This is a genomic window from Rhodococcus ruber (genome assembly GCF_027270735.1).
Classification (GTDB): Bacteria; Actinomycetota; Actinomycetes; order Mycobacteriales; family Mycobacteriaceae; genus Rhodococcoides; species Rhodococcoides rubrum_A.
Genome location: NZ_JAPWIJ010000008.1, coordinates 256,636 through 281,513, shown reverse-complemented (window position 1 = coordinate 281,513; position 24,878 = coordinate 256,636). Strand labels below are relative to the sequence as shown.

At 64.1% G+C, this 24,878-nt stretch carries 26 protein-coding genes; 8 read left to right on the top strand and 18 right to left on the bottom strand.

What is annotated here, in order from left to right; all coding sequences use genetic code 11:
• Window positions 1–37 precede the first annotated feature (37 nt).
• From O4220_RS20070 to O4220_RS20045, 6 genes are all read right to left on the bottom strand, one after another.
• Entirely contained in the window at window positions 38–1,207 is a 1,170-nt protein-coding gene (locus O4220_RS20070) for an ABC transporter ATP-binding protein (RefSeq protein WP_269607223.1), read from the bottom strand.
• Window positions 1,208–1,212: 5 nt separating this feature from the next.
• Window positions 1,213–2,046: a carbohydrate ABC transporter permease gene (locus O4220_RS20065; RefSeq protein ID WP_269607222.1), complete on the bottom strand. Its 834-nt coding sequence runs from the start codon at window positions 2,044–2,046 to the stop codon at window positions 1,213–1,215.
• A complete protein-coding gene (locus O4220_RS20060; RefSeq protein ID WP_269607221.1) occupies window positions 2,046–2,996 on the bottom strand; it encodes a carbohydrate ABC transporter permease in 951 nt (316 codons plus the stop codon). Before O4220_RS20060 ends, O4220_RS20065 begins: the two co-directional genes overlap by 1 nt.
• A complete protein-coding gene (locus O4220_RS20055; RefSeq protein WP_332112851.1) occupies window positions 2,993–4,315 on the bottom strand; it encodes an ABC transporter substrate-binding protein in 1,323 nt (440 codons plus the stop codon). Before O4220_RS20055 ends, O4220_RS20060 begins: the two co-directional genes overlap by 4 nt.
• Before the next feature lie 195 nt (window positions 4,316–4,510).
• Window positions 4,511–4,999, bottom strand: a complete 489-nt coding sequence (locus tag O4220_RS20050; protein ID WP_008714301.1) for a general stress protein — start codon at window positions 4,997–4,999, stop codon at window positions 4,511–4,513.
• A gap of 69 nt (window positions 5,000–5,068) precedes the next feature.
• Window positions 5,069–6,025 carry an HpcH/HpaI aldolase/citrate lyase family protein gene (locus tag O4220_RS20045; protein ID WP_269607219.1) on the bottom strand — a complete coding sequence of 319 codons (957 nt, stop codon included), beginning with the start codon at window positions 6,023–6,025 and terminating at the stop codon, window positions 5,069–5,071.
• Between the two features lie 59 nt (window positions 6,026–6,084).
• Here O4220_RS20045 and O4220_RS20040 point away from each other — a divergent pair, with 59 nt between their 5' ends.
• From O4220_RS20040 to O4220_RS20015, 6 genes are all read left to right on the top strand, one after another.
• The gene (locus O4220_RS20040) at window positions 6,085–7,359 is read left to right on the top strand and encodes a magnesium transporter MgtE N-terminal domain-containing protein (RefSeq protein ID WP_032375920.1); all 1,275 of its coding nucleotides are present in this window, start codon (window positions 6,085–6,087) and stop codon (window positions 7,357–7,359) included.
• A 20-nt stretch (window positions 7,360–7,379) separates the two neighbouring features.
• Window positions 7,380–7,925 (top strand): DUF1003 domain-containing protein, encoded by a 546-nt coding sequence (locus tag O4220_RS20035; RefSeq protein ID WP_269607280.1) that lies wholly within the window; start codon window positions 7,380–7,382, stop codon window positions 7,923–7,925.
• Between the two features lie 122 nt (window positions 7,926–8,047).
• Window positions 8,048–8,920 (top strand): lytic transglycosylase domain-containing protein, encoded by an 873-nt coding sequence (locus tag O4220_RS20030; protein ID WP_269607218.1) that lies wholly within the window; start codon window positions 8,048–8,050, stop codon window positions 8,918–8,920.
• Window positions 8,921–8,981: 61 nt separating this feature from the next.
• Entirely contained in the window at window positions 8,982–10,115 is a 1,134-nt protein-coding gene (locus O4220_RS20025; protein WP_269607217.1) for an Mrp/NBP35 family ATP-binding protein, read from the top strand.
• Window positions 10,116–10,210: 95 nt separating this feature from the next.
• Window positions 10,211–11,668 carry an amino acid ABC transporter substrate-binding protein/permease gene (locus O4220_RS20020; RefSeq protein WP_037153377.1) on the top strand — a complete coding sequence of 486 codons (1,458 nt, stop codon included), beginning with the start codon at window positions 10,211–10,213 and terminating at the stop codon, window positions 11,666–11,668.
• Window positions 11,665–12,438, top strand: a complete 774-nt coding sequence (locus tag O4220_RS20015; protein WP_269607216.1) for an amino acid ABC transporter ATP-binding protein — start codon at window positions 11,665–11,667, stop codon at window positions 12,436–12,438. The genes O4220_RS20020 and O4220_RS20015 overlap by 4 nt, the downstream gene beginning before the upstream one ends.
• A 163-nt stretch (window positions 12,439–12,601) precedes the next feature.
• Here the strand turns inward: O4220_RS20015 and tatB are convergent, their stop codons facing one another.
• The 4 genes from tatB to sigE form a co-directional block, all read right to left on the bottom strand.
• Window positions 12,602–13,051: a Sec-independent protein translocase protein TatB gene (tatB, locus tag O4220_RS20010; RefSeq protein WP_269607215.1), complete on the bottom strand. Its 450-nt coding sequence runs from the start codon at window positions 13,049–13,051 to the stop codon at window positions 12,602–12,604.
• Between the two features lie 18 nt (window positions 13,052–13,069).
• Complete coding sequence (locus O4220_RS20005) at window positions 13,070–14,602, bottom strand: S1C family serine protease (RefSeq protein ID WP_420030436.1); 1,533 nt, start codon at window positions 14,600–14,602, stop codon at window positions 13,070–13,072.
• Window positions 14,603–14,686: 84 nt separating this feature from the next.
• Window positions 14,687–15,013 carry a zf-HC2 domain-containing protein gene (locus O4220_RS20000; protein ID WP_032375948.1) on the bottom strand — a complete coding sequence of 109 codons (327 nt, stop codon included), beginning with the start codon at window positions 15,011–15,013 and terminating at the stop codon, window positions 14,687–14,689.
• Window positions 15,014–15,029: 16 nt separating this feature from the next.
• Complete coding sequence (gene sigE, locus O4220_RS19995) at window positions 15,030–15,656, bottom strand: RNA polymerase sigma factor SigE (protein ID WP_052058682.1); 627 nt, start codon at window positions 15,654–15,656, stop codon at window positions 15,030–15,032.
• A gap of 239 nt (window positions 15,657–15,895) precedes the next feature.
• Here sigE and O4220_RS19990 point away from each other — a divergent pair, with 239 nt between their 5' ends.
• Entirely contained in the window at window positions 15,896–16,507 is a 612-nt protein-coding gene (locus O4220_RS19990; RefSeq protein ID WP_032375949.1) for an O-methyltransferase, read from the top strand.
• Between the two features lie 70 nt (window positions 16,508–16,577).
• On the opposite strand, the gene glgC is transcribed toward O4220_RS19990, so the two are convergent.
• Window positions 16,578–17,792 (bottom strand): glucose-1-phosphate adenylyltransferase, encoded by a 1,215-nt coding sequence (glgC, locus tag O4220_RS19985; protein ID WP_032403021.1) that lies wholly within the window; start codon window positions 17,790–17,792, stop codon window positions 16,578–16,580.
• A 76-nt stretch (window positions 17,793–17,868) separates the two neighbouring features.
• Between glgC and glgA the strand changes: the two genes are divergently transcribed.
• Window positions 17,869–19,032, top strand: coding sequence for a glycogen synthase (gene glgA, locus O4220_RS19980; RefSeq protein ID WP_269607213.1), 1,164 nt, complete (start codon window positions 17,869–17,871; stop codon window positions 19,030–19,032).
• Here the strand turns inward: glgA and O4220_RS19975 are convergent.
• From O4220_RS19975 to O4220_RS19945, 7 genes are all read right to left on the bottom strand, one after another.
• Entirely contained in the window at window positions 19,002–19,865 is an 864-nt protein-coding gene (locus tag O4220_RS19975) for a methyltransferase domain-containing protein (protein WP_269607212.1), read from the bottom strand. The genes glgA and O4220_RS19975 overlap by 31 nt on opposite strands.
• Window positions 19,866–19,983: 118 nt before the next feature.
• Entirely contained in the window at window positions 19,984–20,151 is a 168-nt protein-coding gene (locus O4220_RS19970; RefSeq protein WP_008714277.1) for a DUF3117 domain-containing protein, read from the bottom strand.
• 96 nt (window positions 20,152–20,247) lie between these two features.
• Window positions 20,248–20,856 carry a DNA-3-methyladenine glycosylase I gene (locus tag O4220_RS19965; RefSeq protein ID WP_420030435.1) on the bottom strand — a complete coding sequence of 203 codons (609 nt, stop codon included), beginning with the start codon at window positions 20,854–20,856 and terminating at the stop codon, window positions 20,248–20,250.
• On the bottom strand, window positions 20,853–21,203 hold the full coding sequence (locus O4220_RS19960) for a DivIVA domain-containing protein (RefSeq protein WP_269607211.1): 351 nt from the start codon (window positions 21,201–21,203) through the stop codon (window positions 20,853–20,855). Before O4220_RS19960 ends, O4220_RS19965 begins: the two co-directional genes overlap by 4 nt.
• Before the next feature lie 31 nt (window positions 21,204–21,234).
• Complete coding sequence (locus O4220_RS19955) at window positions 21,235–22,164, bottom strand: glucosyl-3-phosphoglycerate synthase (RefSeq protein ID WP_032375932.1); 930 nt, start codon at window positions 22,162–22,164, stop codon at window positions 21,235–21,237.
• A complete protein-coding gene (folP, locus tag O4220_RS19950) occupies window positions 22,161–23,021 on the bottom strand; it encodes a dihydropteroate synthase (RefSeq protein ID WP_269607210.1) in 861 nt (286 codons plus the stop codon). Before folP ends, O4220_RS19955 begins: the two co-directional genes overlap by 4 nt.
• A 36-nt stretch (window positions 23,022–23,057) precedes the next feature.
• Window positions 23,058–24,833 (bottom strand): long-chain-acyl-CoA synthetase, encoded by a 1,776-nt coding sequence (locus tag O4220_RS19945; RefSeq protein ID WP_269607209.1) that lies wholly within the window; start codon window positions 24,831–24,833, stop codon window positions 23,058–23,060.
• Window positions 24,834–24,878 lie beyond the last annotated feature (45 nt).

The following is a 24,878-nucleotide window of genomic DNA, read 5'->3' as shown; positions in this document are numbered from 1 at the left end:
CCGCCTGGGGCACTCAACCACACCACTGCCGTAGGCACTACAGCGTCAGGTTGGAACCCGAGGCCTGGTCGAACACCGAGATCTTCGCCGGGTCGAACCACAGTTCCACCTGACCGCCCTCGGCGGCCTTGGATTCGGCTGCCAGACGTGCAACGACCTGTGCGCCACCGAGATCGGCGATACCCGCATCGGCCGCAAGCTCCTGCAGCTCGCTGGACTCGACCTTGGCGCCCTTCAACGTGAAGTAGACGTACTTGTCGCTGCCCATCGACTCGAGTACGTCGACGGTGGCGGTGAAGGTGGCACCGCTCATCTTCTGGTAGCCGTCGATCAGCGCTGCGTCCTCGAAATGCTCGGGGCGAATGCCGACGACCACCTCGCGGCCCGGGTTCTTGGCCTTGATCGCATCCATCCGTTCGAGCGGGATGTCGATCTCACCGAGCGCGGTGGATACGCCGTTCGAGGTGAGCTGTCCGGGAACGAAATTCATCGAGGGCGATCCGATGAAGCCGCCCACGAACAGGTTTCGCGGCTTGTCGTACAGCTCCTGGGGAGAACCGATCTGCTGCACCAGCCCGCCGCGCAGCACCACGACGCGATCGCCGAGGGTCATGGCCTCGGTCTGATCGTGCGTCACGTAGACGGTGGTGGTGCCCAGTCTTTTCTGCAGCCGCGAGATCTCGGCGCGCGTCTGCACGCGTAGCTTCGCGTCGAGGTTGGACAGCGGCTCGTCCATCAGGAAGGCCTTGGGTGTGCGAACGATGGCGCGGCCCATGGCAACTCGCTGTCGCTGACCACCGGAGAGGTTCGCCGGCTTCCGGTCGAGGTGCTGACTGAGGTCGAGGATCTTGGCTGCCTCCTCGACCTTGGTGTTGATCTCGGACTTCGAGAGCTTCGCCAGCGTCAGAGGGAAGGCGATGTTCTGCCGCACCGTCATGTGCGGGTACAGCGCGTAGGACTGGAACACCATCGCGATGTCGCGATCCTTCGGTGCACGCTCGTTGACCCGCTCCCCCGCGATGCGCAGCTCGCCCGAGGAGATGTCCTCGAGTCCGGCGATCATGTTGAGGGTGGTGGACTTTCCGCAACCGGACGGCCCGACGAGAATGATGAATTCGCCGTCGGCGATGGTGATGTCGACGTCGCTCACCGCAGCTGCGCCGTCGGGGTAGAGCTTGGTGACTTTGTCGAGAACTATTTCGGCCATGACGGTTATCCCTTCACTGCGCCGGACGTCAAGCCCGCCACGATACGTCGTTGGAAGAAGAGCACAAAAATGATGATCGGGATCGTGATGACGACTGCTGCCGCTGCGATCGACCCCGTGGGCTCCTCGAACTGAGAGCTACCGGTGAACTGCGAGATGGCCGCCGGGACGGTGACCGAACGTTCCGTTGCCGTCAACGAGATGGCGAGCAGCAGGTCGTTCCAGGCGAAGATGAACACCAGAATCGCGGCGGTGACGATGCCGGGGGCGGCCAGCGGGGCGATGACCTTGCGGAACGCCTGTGCGGGCGTCGCGCCGTCCATCTTCGCCGCCTTTTCGAGCTCCCACGGAATCTCGCGGAAGAACGCCGAGAGGGTGTAGATCGCCAACGGCAACGCGAAGGTGATGTACGGGATGATCAGTCCCGGCCAGGTGTCGAACAGTCCCAGCGAGCGGGAGATGTCGAACAGCGGTGTCACCAGCGAGATCTGGGGGAACATCGCGATCAGCAGCGCCGCACCGACGAGCGCCTTCTTGCCTGGGAAGTCCAGGCGAGCAACGGCATACGCGGCCATCGTGCCGATCACCACGGCGATCACCGTGGTGATCAGTCCGATGCCGATGGAGTTGACCAGCGCCGAGGTGAACTGATTTGTCGAGAAGATGCCCTTGTAGTTCTCCAGCGTGAACGAGCGCGGGATGAAGTTGCCGTCCGCGATGGTGGCCGTCGACTTGAACGAGAGGCTGATGATCCACAGCAGCGGAACCAGTGCGTAGAGCAGGACGAGGACGTTGACTACCGTCCAACCGACCTTCTTGCGAGGCGTAACAGTGGTCATTACTTGCGGCCTCCGTCGTCGGATCCCGGTGCCGAGGCACCGAACAACTTGATGAACACGAACGCGATGATCGCGACGCAGAAGAAGATCAGGATGCTGATCGCCGACCCGAGTCCGAGGTTGAACGCACCGAACAGGTTGTCGTAGCCGAGAATCGAGACCGATCCGGTTTCGTTGCTACCTCGGGTCAGGACGTAGATGTTGTCGAAGATGCGGAATGCGTCCAGGGTGCGAAAGAGCACGGCGACGAGAATGGCCGGCTTCATCAGCGGGATCGTGATCCGCATCAGTCTGGTCCAACCACCGGCTCCGTCGACCTCGGCGGCCTTGAGCAGATCGTCGGGCACCAAAGCCAGACCGGCCAGCAGCAGCAGCGCCATGAACGGGGTCGTCTTCCAGACCTCGGCCAACACCACGATCGCCAGTGATGGGAACTGTTCGGTGAGCGGGGCACTACCGTCGGGCAGCAGATTGGCGAGGTAGCCCGTGCCGGGAGTCCACGCGTAATACCAGCTGTACGCGGCGGCGACGGTCACGATGCCGTACGGGATGAGCACCACGGTGCGCACCAGTCCGCGACCGAAGATGGTGCGGTGCATGACCAGAGCCACCGCTAGACCGAGGATGAACTCGATGATCACCGAGATGATCGTGATTCCTACGGTGACGCTGAATGCCGTCCACCAGTACCCGTCGGAGAGCACCGTGACGTAGTTGGAGATGCCGACGAACTCACGATCCTCGGGGAACGCGAGGTTGTACTTCTGCAGGCTGAGCCAGAACGCGTAGATGATCGGATAGCCGGTCACTGCGATCATCAGAATCGCTGCAGGTGCGATGAGCAACAGCCCCAGCCGCCGTTCGGCCTTCTTGCCGTCGGAGACGTTCTTCAGGGCTGCCTGCTTGTCCTGAGGCTGCGGCTGGGGCTCTGAATCGGTAGGAGCACTCATGGAATCAACCCTTCGGAATTGACGGCCTTGGTGACCAGATCTGCGAGCTTGTCCACGTCGGCTACCGGATCGATGTCCTGCGGCGGGTTGAGCGCATCGGTCAGCAGAATCGAAATGCTCTGGTAGGCAGGCGAAACGGGTCGGACTGCGGCCGACTCGATGGAACCGAGCACCCCTTCCCACGCGGGATAGACGGACTGGAACTCAGGATCGGAGTACAGCGACTTCAGCACCGGCGGTACACCGCCGTTGACGGCGTTGTTGCGCTGGTTCTCTTCGTTGGTGAGGCACTCGACGGCCTCCCACGCGAGATCCTGATGCTGGGTGGTCTTGGCGACGCCGATGTTGAACCCACCGATGGTGACCTTGGCGGGCTCGCCCGGATTCACCTCCGGGTACGGCGCGCTGCGGAAGACCTCGGCGATGCGGGCGTCCTGTTGATCAGCGGGCACGTTCGCGAGATCGAGGAACGAGACGGCACCGGCGATCGCGTTCTCCTTCAGACCGGGCAGCACGAACGGGTAGTTGACCTGGAAGGCCATCCGTCCCGATTCCATGCCGAGACGGGCCGTGGCCTCGTCGCTCTGGGAGACCGACGGGTCGTGGCCGTCGGCTGTGGCCACCCGCTTGATGATCTCGAGAGCCTTCTCGGTGGCGGCACGATGCTCGGGAGTGTCGTTGAGCGTCACCGTCGTTCCGTCCTCGGCGACGACCGAACCACCGGCGCTCTCGAGCAGCGAGTTGAACCAGACCATGAAGCCCTCGTACTGCTTGGCCTGGACGCCGATCTGGGCGGGCTTACCCGCGGCCGCGTTGGCTTCGGCCTCGTCGATCAACTCGTCCCACGTCTGTGGCGGGGTGCCGCCCGGCACCTCGTCCGGCCGGTACCAGAGCAACTGAGTGTTCGAGTTGAGCGGAACGGCGTACAGCTGGTCCTGCCATTCCGCGGTGGCCAGCGGTCCTTCGAGCGTGGAACCGTCGCGCAGCTTCGCGGACAGGTCCTCCGGGACGGGCAATGCCCATCCGGCTTCGGCGAATTCGGCCGTCCACACCACGTCGAGCGTCATCAGGTCCAGCGTCTTGTCGTTTCCGGCGAGACGTCGCGCGAGCTGCAGACGCTGATCGTTCGCACTCTTGGGAAGCGTCCGCTGCTCCACGCGGTATCGACCGTTCGAGGCATCCGAACACACCTGTGCCGCAGCGGCGTACTGCTCTGCGCCGTCTGCGGCGGTGTAGAAACTCAGAACCGGAACCGAACTGTCGGACGAACCACACGCTGCGAGCAACGGACTCGTGACCAGAGCCGCTGCCGCCAACACCCCTATTCTCGTCGCTCTTCCACGCCTACGACCACGATGTCTCGGCACTTTCCGCCTCCGTACGTTCAATTACTCGCGCAGCACACTGTGTGGGACTGCCGTGCACGAAAGAAACGTAACCGAACTCACTGGCATAGAGGGCGATTTGGGGCTATTCCGTTACCTGTCGGTTGCCTGGTCGTCCACCAGGTGTGATCAGATCGACAGTTTGGCGAGCAGGTCGCGTGCTTTCTCCGCCGTTCGAGGCTCGCAGAGGACGTCGTATCGACCCGCCACCAACTGCATGCTCGACGCGAAATCTCGCTGCCCCTTGGTGGCCGCGTACGGAATGGATGCCGAGATCAACCCGAAGATGATGCCGCCGCCGACGCCGATGAGCAGGGCTCCGAAGATGTTCTCGCTGAAGATGCCGAGCACCAGGCCGAGGAACACTCCCAGCCACGCACCCGAAACTATGCCTCCACCAATGACTTTGGGCCACGTGAGGCGGCCGAGGACGCGTTCGACCTGCATCAGGTCGACGCCGACGATCGTGACGTCCTGCACCGAGAACTCTTCGTCGGAGAGATAGTCGACGGCGCGCTGCGCCTCGGCATAGGTGGGGTACGAACCGATGGGCCAACCGGAGGGCGGCGTCGGCAGTCCCTGCCCTGGGCGACCGGACTGAGAGAGGGGATTGGTCATGGCTCCATTGTGCCCCGAAACGGACACCCGGCACACCCGTCGTGCAGGTTCACGGAGTTCGATGTGAGGTCAGGAGGTGGGCGGCTCGAACGTCGTCGTGCGCGTCAGGCCGGCCGCGCGACCCTTCGCCGAGACGACCAGCGCCATCTTGCGGCTCGCCTCGTCGATCATCTCGTCGCCCAACATCACCGCACCGCGAGCGCCGCCCGCAGCGGAGGTATGGAACTCGTACGCGTCGAGAATCATCTCGGCCTTGTCGTAGTCGGCCTGCCGCGGCGCGAAGATCTCGTTGGCGGCCTCGATCTGCGTCGGATGCAGTACCCATTTACCGTCGAAACCGAGGCCTGCCGTGCGGCCGGCCGCCCGACGAAAGGCGTCGAGATCGCGAATCTGCAGGTACGGGCCGTCGATCGCCTGCAGTCCGTGAGTTCGTGCGGCGAGCAGAATGGTCATCAGAATGTGGTGATAGGCGTCGCCGGTGTCGTATCCCACCGGCTGTTCGCCGACGACGAGGGTGCGCATGTTCACGCTGGCCATCAGATCCGCAGGCCCGAACACCAACGTCTGCACCCGGGGGCTCGCGGTCGCGATCTCGTCGATGTTGCGCAGGCTGCGTGCACTCTCGATCTGCGGCTCGATCCCGATCGCCCCGACGTCGAGGCCGTGTTCCTTCTCGAGCTGAGTGAGAAGAAGATCCAATGCCTGGACGTGCGCGGCGCACTCGACCTTCGGCAACAGGATGGCGTCGAGGTTGCGGCCTGCACCCGAGACGACGTCGATGACATCGCCGTACGTCCACTGCGTCGTCCAGTCGTTGACGCGCACGACCTTGATCTGATCGCCCCAGCCATCGGAATTCAGAGCATCGACGATGCGAACCCGAGCCTCGACCTTCGCGATGGGGGCGACCGCATCTTCGAGATCGAGGAAGATCGCGTCGGCAGGCAGACCCTTGGCCTTGGCGATCATCTTGTCCGAACTACCCGGAACGGCCAGTACCGATCGCCGTAGGCCCGACGCATTCACCGCAGCACAACCCCTGTCTGATTCATGTTCTGTATTGCCCAGCCTCTAACCTTGCCATCATGGCAGCACTGAGCAAGGTATTCGCGGCCAGGCTCGCGGGCCTGGGCGTCCTGGGCCCCGACGGCGAATCGATCGGCCGGGTTCGCGACGTGGTCATCTCGATGCGCGTCGGCAGAGCGCAACCGAGAGTTCTCGGCCTGGTGGTCGAATTGGCAACTCGCCGAAGAATTTTCGTGCCGATGCTCCGCGTGACCAGCATCGAGCCCAACTCCGTTCAACTCACGACCGGTAACGTCAGTCTGCGTCGATTCACCCAGCGCGCCAACGAGATCCTGGTGTTCGCGCAGATCCTCGACTCCAAGGTGCGCGTCGACGACCCCGAGCTGGACGAGCTGCACGACGCCGATTCGATCGTCGTCGACCTCGGTATCGAGCTCACCCGAACGCGGGACTGGGTGGTGGCCCGTGTTGCTGTGCGCAAGCAGCGTCAGCGGCTCGCGCGCCGCGGTGCGATCCACGTCGTGGACTGGCAGCACGTGCAGGGGCTCACGCAGAACGAGCTGTCGATGCCCGATCAGGGTGTGGCGCAGCTGCTCATGCAGTTCGAGGATCTTCGCGCAGCCGATGTGGCGAACGCGATGCGCGAGCTACCCGTCAAGCGCCGCATGGAGGTGGCGCGAGCTCTCGACGACGAGCGGCTCGCAGACGTCGTTCAGGAGCTGCCCGACGACGATCAGGTGGAGTTGATGCACTACCTCGGCGTCGACCGTGGTGCCGACGTGCTCGAGGCCATGGACCCGGACGACGCCGCCGACCTCCTGGGCGAGCTGCCCGAGACCGAAGCGGAATCGCTTCTGCGCCTGATGGATCCGGAGGACTCCGCGCCTGTCCGTCGCCTGCTCGAGCACTCCCCCGACACCGCAGGCGGTCTGATGACCCCCGAACCCGTCGTTCTCACCGCGTCGACGACGGTGGCCGAGGCTCTGGCTAGGGTGCGCAACCCCGACCTGACGCCTGCGCTGGCCTCCCTGGTGTTCGTCGTGCGTCCCCCGACCGCGACGCCGACCGGGCCTTACCTCGGCTGCGTCCATCTGCAGCAGCTACTACGAGAACCCCCGGCGAGCCTGGTCGGCGGAGTGGTGGACAGCGCTCTTCCGCGGTTGTCCCCCGACGACAGCCTCACCGCCGTGACGCGATACTTCGCAACGTACAACCTCGTCTGCGGCCCGGTGGTCGACGACGAGGACCACCTGGTCGGGGCCGTGACTGTGGACGACGTCCTCGATCACCTGCTGCCCGAGGACTGGCGAGATCAGGAAGTGGCCGGACAGTGAAAGAAACAGCACGCCAGAGAATGGACACTCCGCGCGGATCGCGGATGTTCAACGTCAATCTCGACTTCGATCTCGGCAAGTCGGGCGAGAAAGCCGCCAGATTCCTCGGTACCGGGCGCTATCTGGCTATTCAGACCGGCATCGTCATCGTCTGGATCTTTCTCAACGTCGTTGCGGTCAATCTGCAGTGGGATCCGTATCCGTTCATTCTGCTCAACCTCGCCTTCTCCACTCAGGCTGCGTACGCCGCGCCGCTGATTCTGCTGGCCCAGAATCGGCAGGACGACCGCGACCGCGTCTCCCTCGAGGAGGATCGCTCCCGCGCCCAACAGACCAAAGCCGACACCGAATTCCTGGCCCGTGAACTCGCTGCACTGCGCATCGCCGTCGGTGAGGTCGCCACCCGCGACTACCTCCGCCGCGAACTCGACGAGATCAAGGCTCTTCTCGAGCAGGCAACGGGTCAGCCGGTCACATCGCCGAAGAAAGCACGTAAGAAGGCAGCCGCGCGGGTGCAGGACGACGGCGGTCTGCCGGACGCGTCCGACAACGATCCGTTGCCCTGACCGCACGGCATCGCCGCTGATAACAGCCCGATAACAGAACAGTCTCGAATCAGGTACCCTCGATCCCGGTCATCAGCTCGGGCCCCGGACGTCGTCCGGGGAAATCAGGAGGTACAGCACGCGTGGGTCGTCACAGAAAAGCATCGACTTCCAAGGTTCGACGGAATTCGGTGATTGCTCTGGCAGGTCTCGCCCCCGCAGGACTCGTCACCGCCGCCACCAGCGCCGGAGCCACGGAATACATTCCTTTCGTCAGTGCGAAAACCTCGCCTGCTGCGCAGGAATCGAACTCGGTGGTCGAGACTCCGCAGCCGATCACCCAGGACCAGCAGGCGCAGCCGGTGGCTCAGGCCGAGCTTCCGGTACCGGCACCGGTCCCTGCACCCGCACCGGTCCCTGAGATCCCGCCCACACCGGAGCTCCCCACCAACCTGGCCGTCAGCCCCATCGCGATTCCGGTGGTCAACGTCGCCGCCTACAAGAACGCCGAGCGGATCCTGGCCCAGCAGCAGCCCGGCTGCGGCATCAGCTGGACCGTCATCGCCGGCATCGGCCGCGTCGAGTCAACCCACGCCAACAACGGCAAGGTCGACGACTCGGGCGAACTGCACGAGCCCATTCTCGGACCGGTTCTGAACGGCACCCTCGCCGGCAATCAGGTGATCCGTGACACCGACGGTGGCGCACTCGACGGCGACACCCAGTACGACCGCGCAGTGGGACCGATGCAGTTCCTGCCCTCGACGTGGAACCTCTATCACGCCGACGGTAACGGCGACGGAGTCTCCGACCCACAGAATCTGTACGACGCAGCCCTGGCCACCGGCATGTACCTGTGCGACGACGGCACCAACATGCGTGACCTGGGATCCACCACCAGAGCGATCCTGCGCTACAACAATTCGATGGCCTACGTGGCGAACGTGCTGGCATGGTCGGCCGGGTACGCCACCGGCATCGTCCCGTCGTCGGACCAGCTACCGCGCATTCACTGATCGGGTGTCCGCGCCTGCCCTGCTGTCCATCGACGCAGTGCCCACCGCTTAGCATGAGGCAATGGCTGTACTGACCGAATCCGACGTTCGGACCGCGCTGACGAAGGTCATCGACCCCGAGATCCGCAAACCCATCACCGACCTCGGGATGGTCAAGAGCATCGATGTATCCGCCGACGGTTCCGTCGGTGTCGGCATCTACCTCACCACCTCGGGCTGCCCGATGAAGACCGAGATCAGCGATCGCGTCAAGAATGCCGTCGCCGACGTCGAGGGTGTGGGCACCGTGACAGTCGAACTCGACGTCATGAACGACGAGCAGCGCACCGAACTACGCAAGTCCCTGCGCGGCGATTCGGCCGAGCCGATCATCCCGTTCGCGCAACCCGGGTCCCTGACCCGCGTCTACGCGGTGGCGTCGGGCAAGGGCGGCGTGGGCAAGTCGAGCGTGACGGTCAATCTCGCGGCATCACTGACTGCTCGTGGACTGTCGGTGGGTGTGCTCGACGCCGACATCTACGGCCATTCCGTGCCTCGCATGCTCGGAAACGACGCGCGGCCGACACAGGTCGAGAAGATGATCATGCCGCCGCAGGCGCACGGCGTGAAGTTCATTTCGATCGCTCAGTTCACCCAGGGCAACACTCCGGTCGTCTGGCGTGGACCGATGTTGCACCGCGCGCTACAGCAATTCCTGGCCGACGTCTTCTGGGGCGACCTGGACGTATTGCTGCTCGACCTTCCCCCCGGCACCGGAGACGTGGCAATCTCTGTTGCACAACTCATTCCGAGTGCCGAGATCCTCGTGGTCACCACACCACAGCAGGCCGCGGCCGAGGTTGCCGAGCGAGCCGGAGCCATTGCTCTGCAGACCCGCCAGCGCGTCGCAGGCGTCGTGGAGAACATGTCGTGGCTCGAACTGCCCGACGGCACCCGTATGGACATCTTCGGATCCGGTGGCGGACAGGACGTATCGGACAGGCTCACGAAAGCTGTCGGTGCCAGCGTTCCTCTGCTCGGCCAGATCCCCCTGGACACTGCCGTCCGCGAGGGTGGTGACGCCGGGATGCCGATCGTATTGAGCAACCCGGAATCGCCTGCGGCACAAGCCTTGGAGGCGGTAGCGGCGAAGTTGGCAGTCCGCGAACGTGGACTTGTCGGAATGTCGCTCGGAATCGACTCGGCTCGCAAGTAGTAGAAACGACGGTTATACCCGACAAACGACGTCGGGAACAGGGTCGAAGCCTTAGGATTTGCCTTCAATCCTACTGTCGATAGAGAGTGGCCTTCATGAAGAAGCCGCATCGGATCAGGCCGGTCGTCGTTCCGGTTCTGATCGCCCTGATGATGACCCTGCTCGGATCACTGCTCGGTCCTGGCCTGGCATCCGCACAACCCGCCCCGCCCGCGCAGAACTACTCGATCGCGACCGACACCACGTTCGCACCGTTCGAGTTCCAGGACGAGAGCGGCAAACTCGTCGGAATCGACATGGACCTGCTGGCCGCGATCTCGGTGGATCAAGGCTTCGACTACACCGTCGAGCAGGTCGGTTTCGATACCGCGCTCCAGGGCGTCACCAGCGGCCAGTTCAACGGAATGATCGCCGGCATGTCGATCACCGACGAGCGCAAGGCCACCTTCGACTTCTCCGAGCCGTACTTCGATTCCGGTGTCCAGATGGCGATTCTGGATTCCAACGACGAGATCACGGGCTACGAGGATCTGCGCGGTAAGTCCGTCGCAGTCAAGAACGGCACCGAGGGCGCGACCTTCGCCGCGTCGATCGCAGATCAGTACGGCTTCACCATCCGCAGTTTCGACGACTCGGCCACCATGTTCGAGGAGGTGCGCACCGGAAACTCGGCGGCCGCCTTCGAGGACTACCCGGTGCTCGCCTACGGCATCACCCAGGGCAACGGATTCAAGACCGTCACCGAGAAAGAAGCCGGTGCCAGTTACGGATTCGCCGTCGCCAAGGGCACCAACGCGCAGTTGCTGGAACAGTTCAACACCGGGTTGGAGAACCTACGCGCCAACGGCCAGTACGACCAGATCCTCGACACCTATCTCAATGCCGACGCCTCCACCGCAGACACGTCCATCCCCGGCCTGATCGCCAGCAGCTGGCAGTTGCTGCTCAAGGGCTTGTGGCTGACCATCGTGTTGACCGTCATCTCCATCGCCATCGCATTGGTACTCGGCGGAATCTTCGGCCTGTTCCGCGTCTCGACCAACATCGTGCTCCGCGGAATCGGCACCACCTACGTCGACATCTTCCGTGGCACACCGCTTCTGGTGCAGGCATTCTTCATCTACTTCGGTGTGCCCGCGGCACTGAACTTTCAGATGTCGGCGTTCACCGCGGGCATCATCACGCTCTCGCTCAACGCCGGTGCCTACATGGCCGAGATCGTCCGGGGCGGCATCCTCGCCGTCGACAAGGGACAGATGGAGGCCTCGCGCAGCCTCGGCATCAGTTACCTCAAGTCGATGCGAAAAGTGGTGATGCCACAGGCAATTCGCACGATGATCCCGTCGTACATCAACCAGTTCGTCATCACACTCAAGGACACCTCGCTGCTCTCGGTCATCGGCCTCGCCGAGCTGACGCAGACGGGTCGCCTGATCATCGCTCGTAACTTCGAGTCGTTCAACATGTGGCTCATCGTCGGCGTCCTGTACTTCATCATCATCATGGCTCTCACCAAGCTGTCGAACCGGCTCGAGAAGAGGATCAACAAATGAGCACCGAACTGACCAAGGACCTGCCGGTCGACAGCGGTTCCGGAACCAAGATCTCCATCAAGGGCCTGCAGAAGGCGTTCGGCGACAACACGGTTCTCAAGGGCATCGACGCCGAGATCGCCAACGGTGAAGTGGTGTGCGTGATCGGGCCATCCGGCTCCGGCAAGAGCACGTTCCTGCGCTGCCTCAACAAGCTCGAGGACATCACCGCCGGATCGGTCGTCGTCGACGGCACCGACCTCACTGCCAAGAACGTCGACCTGGACAAGGTCCGCCAGAACATCGGCATGGTGTTCCAGCACTTCAATCTGTTCCCGCACATGACCGCCCTCGAGAACGTCATGCTCGCGCCCGTCGAGACCAAGAAGATGTCGAAGTCGCAGGCGAAGGAGTCGGCTGCGAAGTTGCTCGAACAAGTCGGCCTGTCCGAGCGCGCCGACTACAAGCCGGCCAACCTCTCGGGCGGGCAGAAGCAGCGTGTCGCCATCGCGCGAGCATTGGCCATGAGCCCGTCGATCATGCTGTTCGACGAGGCCACCAGCGCACTCGACCCCGAGATGGTCGGCGAAGTACTGCAGGTGCTGCGCGACCTCGCCAAGGGCGGCATGACGATGGTCGTCGTGACCCACGAGATGGGCTTCGCGCGTGAAGTCGCCGATCGAGTGATCTTCATGGCCGAGGGCGTCATCGTCGAGGAGGGAACCCCCGACGAGTTGTTCGGGAACCCACAGAGCCCACGTACTCAGGACTTCCTGAACAAGGTGCTCTAGCCCGCTCGCTCTCCCGGATTGCCGCCGCCCGCCCCACCCGCTACCCCCGTCCCGGATCAATGCGCCTTTGTTGCACTCAGAGCGACTGAATCCCACATTCATCCCGGGGCGGGAGGGTGGTACCAGCAATCGGGGTGGCCCGAAGGCCGGCTGAGGGGTGCGTCTACGTGGCGTCGGCGTCGATCGGCGGAGTCTCGCCCGCCGCCAGTTTCGGCGCGTCCTTGCTCATCGACACCCCATTCTGCGGAGTACCGGTCTGCGGCGTCGGTCCGCCGAGGTTCTTCGGCTTGGTGTCGAAGGGCTTGCCCTTGAAGGTGTCGTCCAAGGGGTTCTTGAAGATCGAATCGTCGCCGTCGAGCAGGTGCTTGGTGATCACCGCACGCGGCGTCATTCCCCGGAGCTGGTTGAGGTCGGCGAGTGGTTTACGGAGGTCCTCGAAGTCGGTACCCAGCTCGTCCTTGAGCTGCTGACTCGCGCCGTTGGCGTAGTCCTTGACCTGGCGGATGGACTTGGTCACCCAGCTGATGGCACCGGGAAGGCGATCCGGGCCGAGGATGACCAGAGCTGCCACGAGGAGAATGAGGAACTCTGACCAACCGATGTTCGCGAACACGCCTGCCAGCCTACGTCGTCAGTCCGAAACCGGCGTGACGGAGACGTCCACCAGCCGTCCCGAACGCACGAGTTGCACCGGGACCGCTTGGCCGATCGTGGTCTCCTGCACCGCGACCACCAGTTCGTCCGCATCTCCCACGGTGCGGTCACCGACCTTGGTGATGACGTCCCCTTCGACGATTCCGGCCTGCTGCGCCGGGCCGTCGGTGCGTACGTTGGCGACTTCGGCACCGGCCGAGGTGTCGTTGATGACCGAGCGGGCGTTGATGCCGAAGTCCGGATGTCTCATGACGCCGTCCCGGATCAGGCTCTGAGCCACCTCGGTGACCTCGTCGACCGGAATCGCGAAGCCCAAGCCCACCGATCCGCCGCTTTCGCTTCGGATCGCCGAGTTGATGCCGATGACGCGGCCCTCGAAGTCGATGAGCGGGCCACCGGAGTTGCCGGGGTTGATGGCGGCGTCGGTCTGTACGGCATCGATGACGGCGTCGGTGTCGGTGCCCTCACCGGACAGCGCGACGGGACGGTCGAGGGCGCTCACGATGCCCGAGGTGACCGTCTTGTTCAATCCCAGGGGCGAGCCGACGGCGATGACGTCCTGGCCGACGCGAACGTCGCCGGAACTACCGAGCTGGGCTTCGGTGAGGTTGCCCACTTCGGTCTTGAGGACGGCGAGGTCGGTTTTGGTGTCGCGGCCGACGATGCGGCCGGGCACCTTGGTGCCGTCGGAGAAGGTGACTTCGAGTGTCGAGTTGTCCGGGTCGGACGCGGCAAGGGAGATCACGTGGTTGTTCGTCACGATGTAGCCGTCACCGCTGATCACGACGCCAGAGCCGGTGCCCCCGGTCTCCCCGAGCGTCACCTGGATCGACACGACGGACGGCAGGACCGCGTCGGCGACCTTGCTGATCTGACCGCGCGGGATGTCGTCACCGCTGGACTGGGTCAGAGTCACCTTCTGGCTGGTCAATGCGCCGGTCACCTCGGCGGTCAGGCGACCGAACAGACCGCCGACCAAGCCGATGACCAGTGCGAGGACACCCAGTACGACGAGAGCTCGGACCGATACCGACCGTCCGAACAACACGTCTCGCACACCGAGCTTGGTTCCGGGAGGAAGCACGGGAGGGGGTGGCGTGTCGACCGCTGCGTTGCCGAGAGACACCCGTGACGCGGGATCACGCCATGGATCGGCCGGCTCCGACGCAGCGGTGTCGCCGTCGTTGTCGGCGTCGGGATCACGCTGGAGCGATTCCTGAGCGTCTTCCGGACGTCCGAATGCCTCGGCGAGGATCGGATCGGGTGGTCGCACGGATACACGCGACGGCAATTGCTCGCCTGGGCGGCGCGGCGAGAACGAGCCATCGACGTCGTCGGGACGTCCGAACACAGAGGCCGACACCGGATCGACGGAGGGCCGGTACACCGGACGCGGTGGCAACCGTGGACCTTCCGGACCGTTCTGCGCGGCCTCGAAATCCGACGGGTCGGTGCCTGCGGTCTCGGTGCTGGTCGAATTCGATGTCACGCGTCCGGTTACCCCTCGCATACGTCGGTGTGAGAGTTCAGTATCACTCGAGCGGTCGGCTCGGCTCGATGCAGGTGAGTAGTCGTCGGGCAGATCTCGGTGTGGTCAGCGTCGGCGGCGACGCACAGCAGCGACGGACGACATGAAGGTTCGCTTGGTGTGGGCCGGCCGATCCTCGCCCGCGCAGGACGGTATCTGACTGAGTAGGCCGAGCAGCGAGTGCGGCATCGACATCTCGCCCGCCCCGCGCAACGCTTTGCGCGCCTGCTGCTGTGCCTCGACCTCGGCAGCGCATTCCGGGCATTCGGCGAGGTGGTGGGCAGCACGAAGGTATGCGGGCATCCGCAATTCGCCGTCGACGTACGCCGCAACGGCCTCACTGGCCAGATGTTCGGTGGAGCTGAACTGCCGGGGCTTGCGCGCCTGCGTCATCCAACCCTCCTCGTAGCTAGTGGACACTTGCGTGACCGGAGTCGACCTTCCCGTGCACTCGAAGGTACTCGCGTAGCGCCTGGCGTCCACGGTGAATGCGACTGCGGACCGTTCCGAGCTTGACGCCCAGTGTCGCGCCGATCTCTTCGTACGACAGTCCTTCGATGTCGCACAGCACGATTGCGGCGCGGAACTCCGGTGCCAGCGAATCGAGGGCAGACTGCAGGTCGGGGTCGAGCCGCGCGTCGTGGTAGATCTGCTCGGGGTTGGGCCGGTCGGAGGGGACGCGGTCGTAGTCCTCGGGCAGCGCCTCCATACGGATGCGGCTACGGCGACGGACCATGTCCAGGAACAGGTTCGTGGTGATGCGGTGCAGCCATCCCTCGAAGGTGCCGGGCTGGTAGTTGGACAGGGAGCGGAACACCCGGATGAACGTGTCCTGAGTCAGGTCTTCGGCATCCTGAGCGTTGCCGGACAGGCGGTATGCGAGTCGGTAGACGCGGTCGCCGTGCTCGCGCACCAACTCGTCCCATGACGGCATGGTGGAGTCCTCGCCGGTCGCATCGAACACTGCGGTTCCGCTGAGGTCCTCGGGCGCGGGTACGGACTCGGGTAGACGCGCGGTGTCGCGATCGCCGTTGATCTTGTAAATAGCTGGATCCTCCTGCTCAGGACTGCGTACGTCCTTCTGACTCAACCGACGACTACCCTCGGATGTTCCAGCTCACACTTCGCAATCGAGACGGACCTTCGATTCCTCCATAGCCTGACCGACCCGCGTGTGGGTCCGGTATGAATCAGCTGAGGCGCACCTGAGAATGTGTGCGTGAGATCGAGCCTCCGGCACGATAACCTCGGGGCGTGCCGACCAACGCCGAGAAGATGCTCGCCTACGCCGAAGACTCCGCTCAGGAGGACGAGGTTCTCATCGCAGCCAGAGAGCGCGCCATCGACCTCGGTGCCGCTCCGGTCCCGCCGTCGGTCGGGGCGATTCTGAGTATCTTCACCCAGATGCTCGGGGCCAAGACTGTCGTCGAAATCGGAACCGGCGCAGGAATCAGCGGCCTGTGGCTGCTCGACGGGATGCGTGCGGACGGCGTTCTCACCACGATCGATACCGAGCCGGAGCACCAGCGTGCGGCCCGAGAAGCGTTCCGCGCCGGAGGAATTGCACCCTCACGCACCCGGTTGATCAACGGCTGGGCACTGGACGTGCTCCCGCGATTGGCCGACGACACCTACGATCTGGTGTTCATCGACGCCAGTCCCGCCGACCATCCACACTTCGTCGCCGAGAGCGTTCGACTGCTCCGCCCCGGCGGAGTGCTGGTGCTGCACAACGCGTTGCTCGGTGGTCGAGTCGCCGATCCCACTCAGCGCGACGCCACCGCAGTGGCCGTTCGATCCGCAGCGCGGGCGATCGCCGAGGACGAACGACTCACGACGGTGCTGCTGCCCCTCGGCGACGGTTTGATCTGCGCGTCGAGAGCGTGAGTGCGCTCCGCGCAGTGGTGCGGTTAGGTGCCCTCTGCGGCACTTAAACCGCACCACATGCCGCAGGCACTCAGATCCAGACGCCCTTACCGACCGAGACCACTCCCCCGGCACTGACGTTGAAACGTTCACGATCGCGCTCGTGGTCCACGCCGATGATCTCGCCGTCACCCACGACGACGTTCTTGTCCAGGATCGCGTGCCGCACGACGGCACCCTTACCGATCTTGACGCCCGGCATCAGGACACTGCCCTCGACGGTCGCGCCACTGTCGATCATGACGTTGGAGCTGAGCACCGAATTGCGGACGGTGGCGGCCGACAGGATGCAGCCGGCACCGACCACCGACTCCTGAGCCAAGCCGCCCTGAACGAATTTCGCGGGTGGCAGGTTCTCGGCCGATCCACGGATGGGCCAGCGGCGGTTGTACAGATTGAAGATGGGGTGCACCGACACCAGGTCCATGTGGGCGTCGTAGAAGGCGTCGATGGTGCCCACGTCTCGCCAGTACCCACGATCGCGTTCGGTGGCACCGGGCACGACGTTGTCGTTGAAGTCGTAGACCGACGCGACGCCCGCTTCGACGAGCGCCGGAATGATGTCGCCGCCCATGTCGTGGTCGGAGTCGGTGTTCTCGGAGTCGGCCTTGATGGCGTCGACGAGCACCTTGGTGGTGAACACGTAGTTGCCCATGGAGGCGTACGTGACGTCGGGGTCGTCCGGAGTTCCCGGCGGCTGCGCAGGCTTCTCGAGAAACTGCGTGATCTTGCCATCGGAGTCGGAGTCGATGCACCCGAAGGCGAATGCCTCGCTGCGCGGCACCCGGATACCGGCGACGGTGACGCCTGCACCGGAGTCGATGTGCTGCTGCACCATCTGCTCGGGGTCCATCCGATAGATGTGGTCGGCACCGAACACCATGATGTATTCGGGGTCCTCGTCGTACACCAAGTTCAGTGACTGGAAGATGGCGTCCGCGCTGCCGGTGTACCACCGGGGCCCGAGACGCTGCTGCGCCGGCACCGGGGTGATGTACTCCCCGGCGAACCCGGACAGCCGCCACGTCTGCGAGATGTGGCGGTCCAGTGAATGGGACTTGTACTGGGTGAGCACGCAGAGCCGGAGGTAACCGGCGTTGACGAGATTGCTCAGCACGAAGTCGATGAGTCGGTAGGCGCCCCCGAAGGGAACGGCCGGCTTGGCTCGGTCGGCGGTCATCGGGTAAAGACGTTTACCCTCACCGCCGGCAAGCACGATCCCTAGTACGTGCGGTTGTGTCCTCACCCACTCAACCTATCCGCACCGAGAGAACCTTGCGAGCAGTACACGCACAACTGCTGGGGAATGTAGGTTCGTTCACGTGCGCGTAGCAATGATGACCAAGGAATATCCCCCGGAGATCTACGGTGGCGCTGGAGTTCATGTCACCGAGTTGTCCGCGCAGCTGAAGTCGCTGTGCGACGTGGACATCCACTGTATGGGCGCGCCACGCGACACTGCGCAGGTGCACGACCCGGATCCCGCTCTCGCCGGAGCCAACGCTGCGTTGACGACGTTGTCGGCCGAGCTGCGAATGGCGAACGCGGCCTCGAGCGCAGACGTGGTGCATTCACACACCTGGTACACCGGGCTCGCGGGCCACCTCGCAGCCGAACTGTACGACGTTCCCCACATCCTCACCGCCCACTCGCTCGAACCGCGCCGGCCGTGGAAGGCCGAACAACTCGGCGGCGGATACCGCATATCGTCATGGTCCGAGCGCAACGCCGTCGAATACGCCGACGCCGTCATTGCCGTCAGCGAGGGCATGGCCAAAGATGTGCTCGACGCCTATCCGAGACTCGACAAGAGCCGGGTTCACGTGGTGCGCAACGGAATCGACACCGAGCGCTGGTTTGCAGACCACGGCACCTCGACTCTGGACGAGATCGGCGTGGATCGAAGCAAGCCGATCGTCGCCTTCGTCGGGCGCATCACCCGGCAGAAGGGCGTCGGGCACCTGATCGCAGCCGCCCACCACTTCGATCCGTCCATCCAGCTCGTCCTGTGCGCAGGCGCGCCCGATACCCCGGAGATCGCTGCGGAAACCGAGCGCGCGGTGGCACTGCTCGCCGAACAGCGCGGCGGCGTGTTCTGGGTCAAGGACATGCTTCCCACCGACAAGATCCGCGAAATACTTACTGCAGCAGCAGTATTCGTATGCCCGTCGGTGTACGAGCCGCTCGGCATCGTCAATCTCGAAGCAATGGCCTGCGAAACCGCAGTCGTGGCATCGGACGTCGGCGGTATCCCCGAGGTGGTCGACGACGGCCGCACCGGACGCCTGGTGCACTACAACTCCTACGAACCCGACGCATTCGAGCGAAACCTGGCCGACACCGTCAACGCAGTGGCCCTCGACCCCACACTCGCGACGGCAATGGGCAAAGCAGGACGCGAGCGCGCCGTCGCCGAGTTCTCGTGGGCGTCGATCGCACAGCAGACCCTCGCCGTCTACGAGGCAGCGTTGGCGCGCCGGCGATAGGTCGACACGGTCACCGACGCGGTGACCTCGACGCCGTCCGGTAGCTGCGCCAGCGCTGCGGACCGCGATTCGGGGTCACCGTGCCGCGCCGACGGGCCCATTCCGATCAATGTCTCGATGTCCTGGTGCGAGAGCATCATCGAGTACTCGAGCGGAGACTCCGCCACCGGCTCGAACAGGCCGGACAGCGATTCGCCGAGCCTGCGAGTCTTGTTCTCCTCGACGCCGATGAGGCCGAGCGGGCCCCGCAACTCGTGCTGATGCCGCGCCGTGGGTGTCACGACCACCAGCACGCCATCGGCGACGAGGACTCTGCTGAACTCGGCGGCGTTGCGTGGAGCGAACACACACGTCACTGCGGACGCGCTCGCCGTCCGCACCGGTAGTCCACTCCAGATGTCCGCGACCACAGACCCCAGACGAACGTGTGATCGCGCTGCACGGCGCGCAGCGAACTTCGAGACGTCGACGCCTATGCCCCGGGCCTCGGGACGGTCGTCGAGCACAGCCGCGAGATAGTGACCGGTACCGACGCCGACGTCGAGCACCACCTCACTGTGCGACGGAACGGCAGCCGAGACCGCTGCCGCAATCGAGTCGAAGTGGCCCTTGCCCAGGAACGTCTCGCGAGCGGCGATCATCTCCGCCGAGTCACCGGGGAACTTGCCGCCGTCTCCGGTCGACAAACTGACGTAGCCCTGACGAGCTACGTCGAACGAATGCCCTCGATCGCACAACAGTGTCCGATCGGTGTCGCCGAAGTCCATGCCGGATTCGACGTCGCGGGCCCGGCATTGCGGACACAGCAGCAGATCGACGACATCGGTCAGCATCGAGCACCTCTCTCACACCGGAACGGACACTCGCCGACACAACACTCGTCGACACAACACAAAGCCCCGCTTGCCGGTACGGCGAGCGGGGCTGAGCGACGAGCGATCGACGTGACTATCAGCCGGTGACACCCTTCAATTCGTCTCCGAGTGCCGCGGCCTCGTCGGGGGTCAATTCGACGACCAACCGGCCGCCCCCCTCGAGCGGGACACGCATGACGATTCCTCGTCCCTCTTTGGTTGCTTCGAGGGGACCGTCCCCGGTCCGGGGCTTCATCGCCGCCATCCTCTGCTCCCTCCAGATCTGCGCCCATCAGCACGGCGCCTCGGCCTAAAAGATATATTTCGTCGCGGGGCGACGGGTGTTGAGTCCTATTCTTCCCTATCGACCTCGATACCGGGAATCGGAGTCGGTATTCGTGACCTGCACACAACACCCCGACAGGTGATCGTCGACCATTCCGGTGGCCTGCATCAAGGCGTAGGCCGTTGTCGGACCGACGAACCGCAGTCCCCGACGCTTTAGCTCCTTGGCCAGAGCCTTCGACTCGGAGGTCGAGGCAGGCACGTCGGAGGACTCCGTCAGCCGCCCGGGTCTGGGCTCGGGCGCAAAGGACCAGAGCAGAGTGTCGAGGTCGGTGTCGTTCAAATCGACAATGACCCGAGCATTGTTCACCGCAGCGTCGATCTTGAGCCGATTGCGCACGATCGACGCATCGTTCATCAACCGTTCGACATCGGCGGTGCCGAATCGGGCTACACGTTCCGGGTCGAAACCGGCGAACGCGCTCCGGAAACTATCGCGCTTGCGCAGGATCGTGATCCACGCCAGACCGGACTGGAACGCCTCGAGACACAGCCGTTCGTACAGTTCGTTGCGCCCGTGCAGAGGCTGTCCCCACTCTGTGTCGTGGTAGTCGCGATACAGCTCGTCGTCGGTGGCACCCCACGGGCAGCGCAGCCTGCCGTCCGGTCCGGCGACAGCACTCACCGCTCGCCCGGTTCGATCGTGCCCGGCTCGTGGTCGACAGAGGGCCTGAACCCCAACTGTGCGTCGGCCTCGGCTGCGGACAGCCGCGACCGAAGCATGTCGATTTCTCCGCCGAGCCGTTCGAGAGCCCAAGCGACCTCACTGGGCTTGTACCCCCGCAGGGTCTGCTGGAACTTCAGCGAGCGCACGTCGGCACCGGTGACGCCCTCCGCGGGCAGCACGGTCGCGGTGGTTCCCTCGGGCAGTGGGCCCAGTTCCTCACCGCGACCGAACACCGTCGACGCCACGAAGAACAATGCAGCAGCGACGACGGCAATGACGACGACGTAGATCAGCAGCGTCAACATGCCACGATCTTGTCACGCTCGCCCGACACGACTACTTCAGTGAGTTCATCGCCGGTCGATCCATCAGCGACACTTCGGTGGAGAACGGCTCGAAGGAATCACCGTCGACCCGGAACTGCATCAGCCCGGCACCGGAATCGACCATGCCGCACCGGTTGAGCATCGTTCCCACGATCTGCCGACTCATCGCTCCGAGTTCTACCAGCGGACGGTTGCGGTGCTTGCGCACACCGAGATTCACCTGACCGATGGCCTGCAGACCGAGCCTGTCGTACGTATCGAGCAACAGCCCGATCTCCACTCCGTAGCCGGGCGCGAACGGCACCGCGGACAGCAGCTCGCGAGTGCCCGCGTATTCCCCGCCGAGCGGCTGAATGACGCCCGTCAACTCCGGTCGCAGTGCAGCGAGCAGTGGCCTGGCCACCAGCTCGGTGACACGTCCACCGCCGTTGGCATCCTCGGTGCCGCTGACCCGCAGCGGACGGCGGTAGTAGCCCTTGACGAGGTGGATACCGTCGCCCATCAGCAGAGGTCCGAGCAATTTCGGTACGAAAGCCGGATCGGGATTGATCAGATCGGAGTCGACGAAGGCGATGAGATCACCGGTCGACGCGGCGACCGATCGCCACAGCACCTCGCCCTTGCCGGGCACCGGGTCGATCCCGGGGACCGCTTCTTCGCGGCTGATGACTCGCGCGCCTGCCGCCGTCGCGCGGACGGCTGTTTCGTCGGTCGAACCGGAGTCCAACACGATCAGCTCGTCGACGAGTCCCCCGAGCAGGGGATGAATAGTGTCGATGACCGCGGCAACGGTCTGTTCCTCGTTCAATGCCGGAAGTACCACCGACACCGTCCGGCCCGCCTTCGCGGCTTCCAGTTCGGCGATGGTCCAGTCGGGTACGTCCCAGCTGTTGGTCTCGGACCACGCCATGGTCACGTCCGTTCGATCTGCGAGTGTCATGCCAGACCCCTGACCGTCCGCGCCGGGGTTCGGAGCCCCTGGATCGCTGCCACCATGTCTACGACTCTTCTGGTCGACGCAACCTCGTGCACCCGGAACATTCGGGCTCCGCCTGCTGCGGCCAATGCTGTCGCTGCCAATGTTCCCTCCAACCGGTCGACGAGCTCTACCCCTAGAGTCTCGCCTACGAAGTCCTTGTTGCTCAGCGCCATGAGCACAGGCCACCCGGTGTTTACAAGATCGTCCACGCGCCGCAACAACTCGAGCCCGTGATAGGTGTTTTTCCCGAAATCGTGCGTCGGATCGATCAATATCGAATCCTTCTTCACCCCCTCGGCGACAGCATTCTCGGCGGCTGCGGTGACTTCCGCGATCACGTCCGCCACCACATCGGCGTACCGAACCCGATACGGACGCGTACGCGGCACAGCTCCACCTGTGTGCGAACAGACGATGCCGACACCCTCGGCGGCCGCGACACGCACCAACTCGGGGTCTGCCCCGGCCCAGGTGTCGTTGATCAGATCCGCGCCCACTCCGCAGGCCAATCTGGCGACTTCGCTGCGCCAGGTGTCGACACTGATCAGCAGCTCGGGATAGGCACCGCGGATGGCCTCGACGAACGGAACGACACGCCGGATCTCCTCGTCGGCGTCGACGGTGTCGCCCGGACCGGCCTTCACCCCGCCGATGTCGACCATGTCGGCACCCTCGGCCACGGCCCGGTGCACCGAAGCCATAGCTGCATCGTCGGTGAAATTCGCACCCCCGTCGTAGAACGAATCGGGGGTGCGATTGACGATCGCCATCACCAATGCGCGGTCGTCGGCGACGGGTTTGCCGCAGAGGGTGCTCATGAAATCAATAGTGACACGCGCGCATCTTTCGAGTGCTCAGCCTTTGGGGGCCTTACCTGCGGCCACCTCGTCGACGTATCCGTCGTACGCCTTTTCGTAGCCACCGGACTTACCGCGCAGCACGTACAGATCGCTGGCACTGTCTTCCTCGTACCCGAGCTTGCGCAGGGCCACTTTCTGGCTCTTGAACGTCGACGTCTGCTCCAGGCTGTCCACGACGCGGACGAACAGCGGCACCGCGTAGCTCGGCAGCTTGTCGTAGAGGTGCTCGGCGACCGATTTGCCGTCGAAGGTCTCGCCTTCGCGCAACGTGACCGCCGCCATTCCGGCCTTGCCGTCGGTTCCGTCGATATCGACGCCGTACACGACGGCACCGTCGACCGAGGAGTGCCCGCCGAGGGCACCCTCGACCTGGGTGGTCGCCACGTTCTCGCCCTTCCAGCGGAAGGTGTCACCGAGGCGGTCCACGAACGCGACATGCATCCAGCCCTGCTTGCGGACCAGGTCGCCGGTGTCGAACCAGGCGTCACCGTCCTTGAAGCCGTCGCGCACCATCTTCTTCTCGGTGGCCTTGTCGTCGGAGTATCCGTCGAACGGTGCTCGGTCGGTGATCTTGGACAGCAGCAGTCCGATCTCGCCGTTGCCGACCTTGCGAAGCTTGCCGTCCTGACCGCGCTTGGCCTTGCCGGATTCCTCGTCGTATTGCACGACGGCGTACGGAAGTGGGCAGATGCCTGCGGTCTTCTTCATGTTCAAAGCGTTGATGAACGCGATGTTGCACTCGCTCGCACCGTAGAACTCGGCGACCCGGGAGATACCGAATCGCTCGGTGAACTCCTCCCAGATTTCCGGACGCAGGCCGTTGCCGACGATCAACTTCACCGAGTTGTCGCGATCCGAACTCTTCTTCGGCTGCGTCAGAAGGTAGCGGCACAGTTCGCCGATGTAGGTGAAGGCGGTCGCCTTGTTGACCCGGATGTCGTCCCAGAAATTGCTCACCGAGAACTGCTTGCCGATGGCCATCGTCGCTCCGCCGGCGAGCACCGAAGACAGCGTCACCGTCAGTGCGTTGTTGTGGTAGAGCGGCAGGCAGCAGTAGATGACGTCGTTGCTGCGCAGCCGGACACCCATGTTGCCCAGACCCGACATCGACTTGAGCCAGCGGAAATGGCTCATCAGGCTGGCCTTCGGCATGCCGGTGGTGCCCGAGGTGAAGATGTAGAACGCCTTCTCCTTGGCCTGGATCTCCGCGGTGACCTTCGGGTTGGCCGTGGACGCCGCTGCGGCGAGCTCGGACAGCTTCTTCAGCGGCAGCACCGCTCCCACCTTCGGCTCCCCGTCGAGCGAATCGAGAGCTTCCTGCGCGTTCTCGTCCAGGACCAGGACTTTCGCGTCGAGAATCCCGAGGCTGTGCTCGAGCACATCGCCGCGCTGGTTGTAGTTCAGCATGCCCGCCGTGGCACCGAGCTTGACGGCAGCAAGCGCGGCGAACAAAGCCTCCGGACGGTTCTTGCTCAGTACGCCGACGACGTCACCGCGCTCGACACCGTGGTCGGCGAACACAGCTGCATACTGGTTGACCAGCTTGTTGGCGTCCTTGTACGAGGTCGACTCACCCTCGAACCGTACGAACGGGCGGCTGCTGTTCTTGGCAGCGGCCTCCTGAAAGATGAGGCCGATCGACACCTTGTGATCGGGCTTGCGGGTGAATCCCGCCAGGCCCTTGAGCAGGCTCGGCACCTCCGTCACCATTTTCGGCAACGCGACCGCGAGGTCGGTCACTCCAATTTTCTGACGGGCATCGACAGCCATGAACTCCCCTTCGAAGACAGTGTGAGATTTCTTACCCTACTTGAG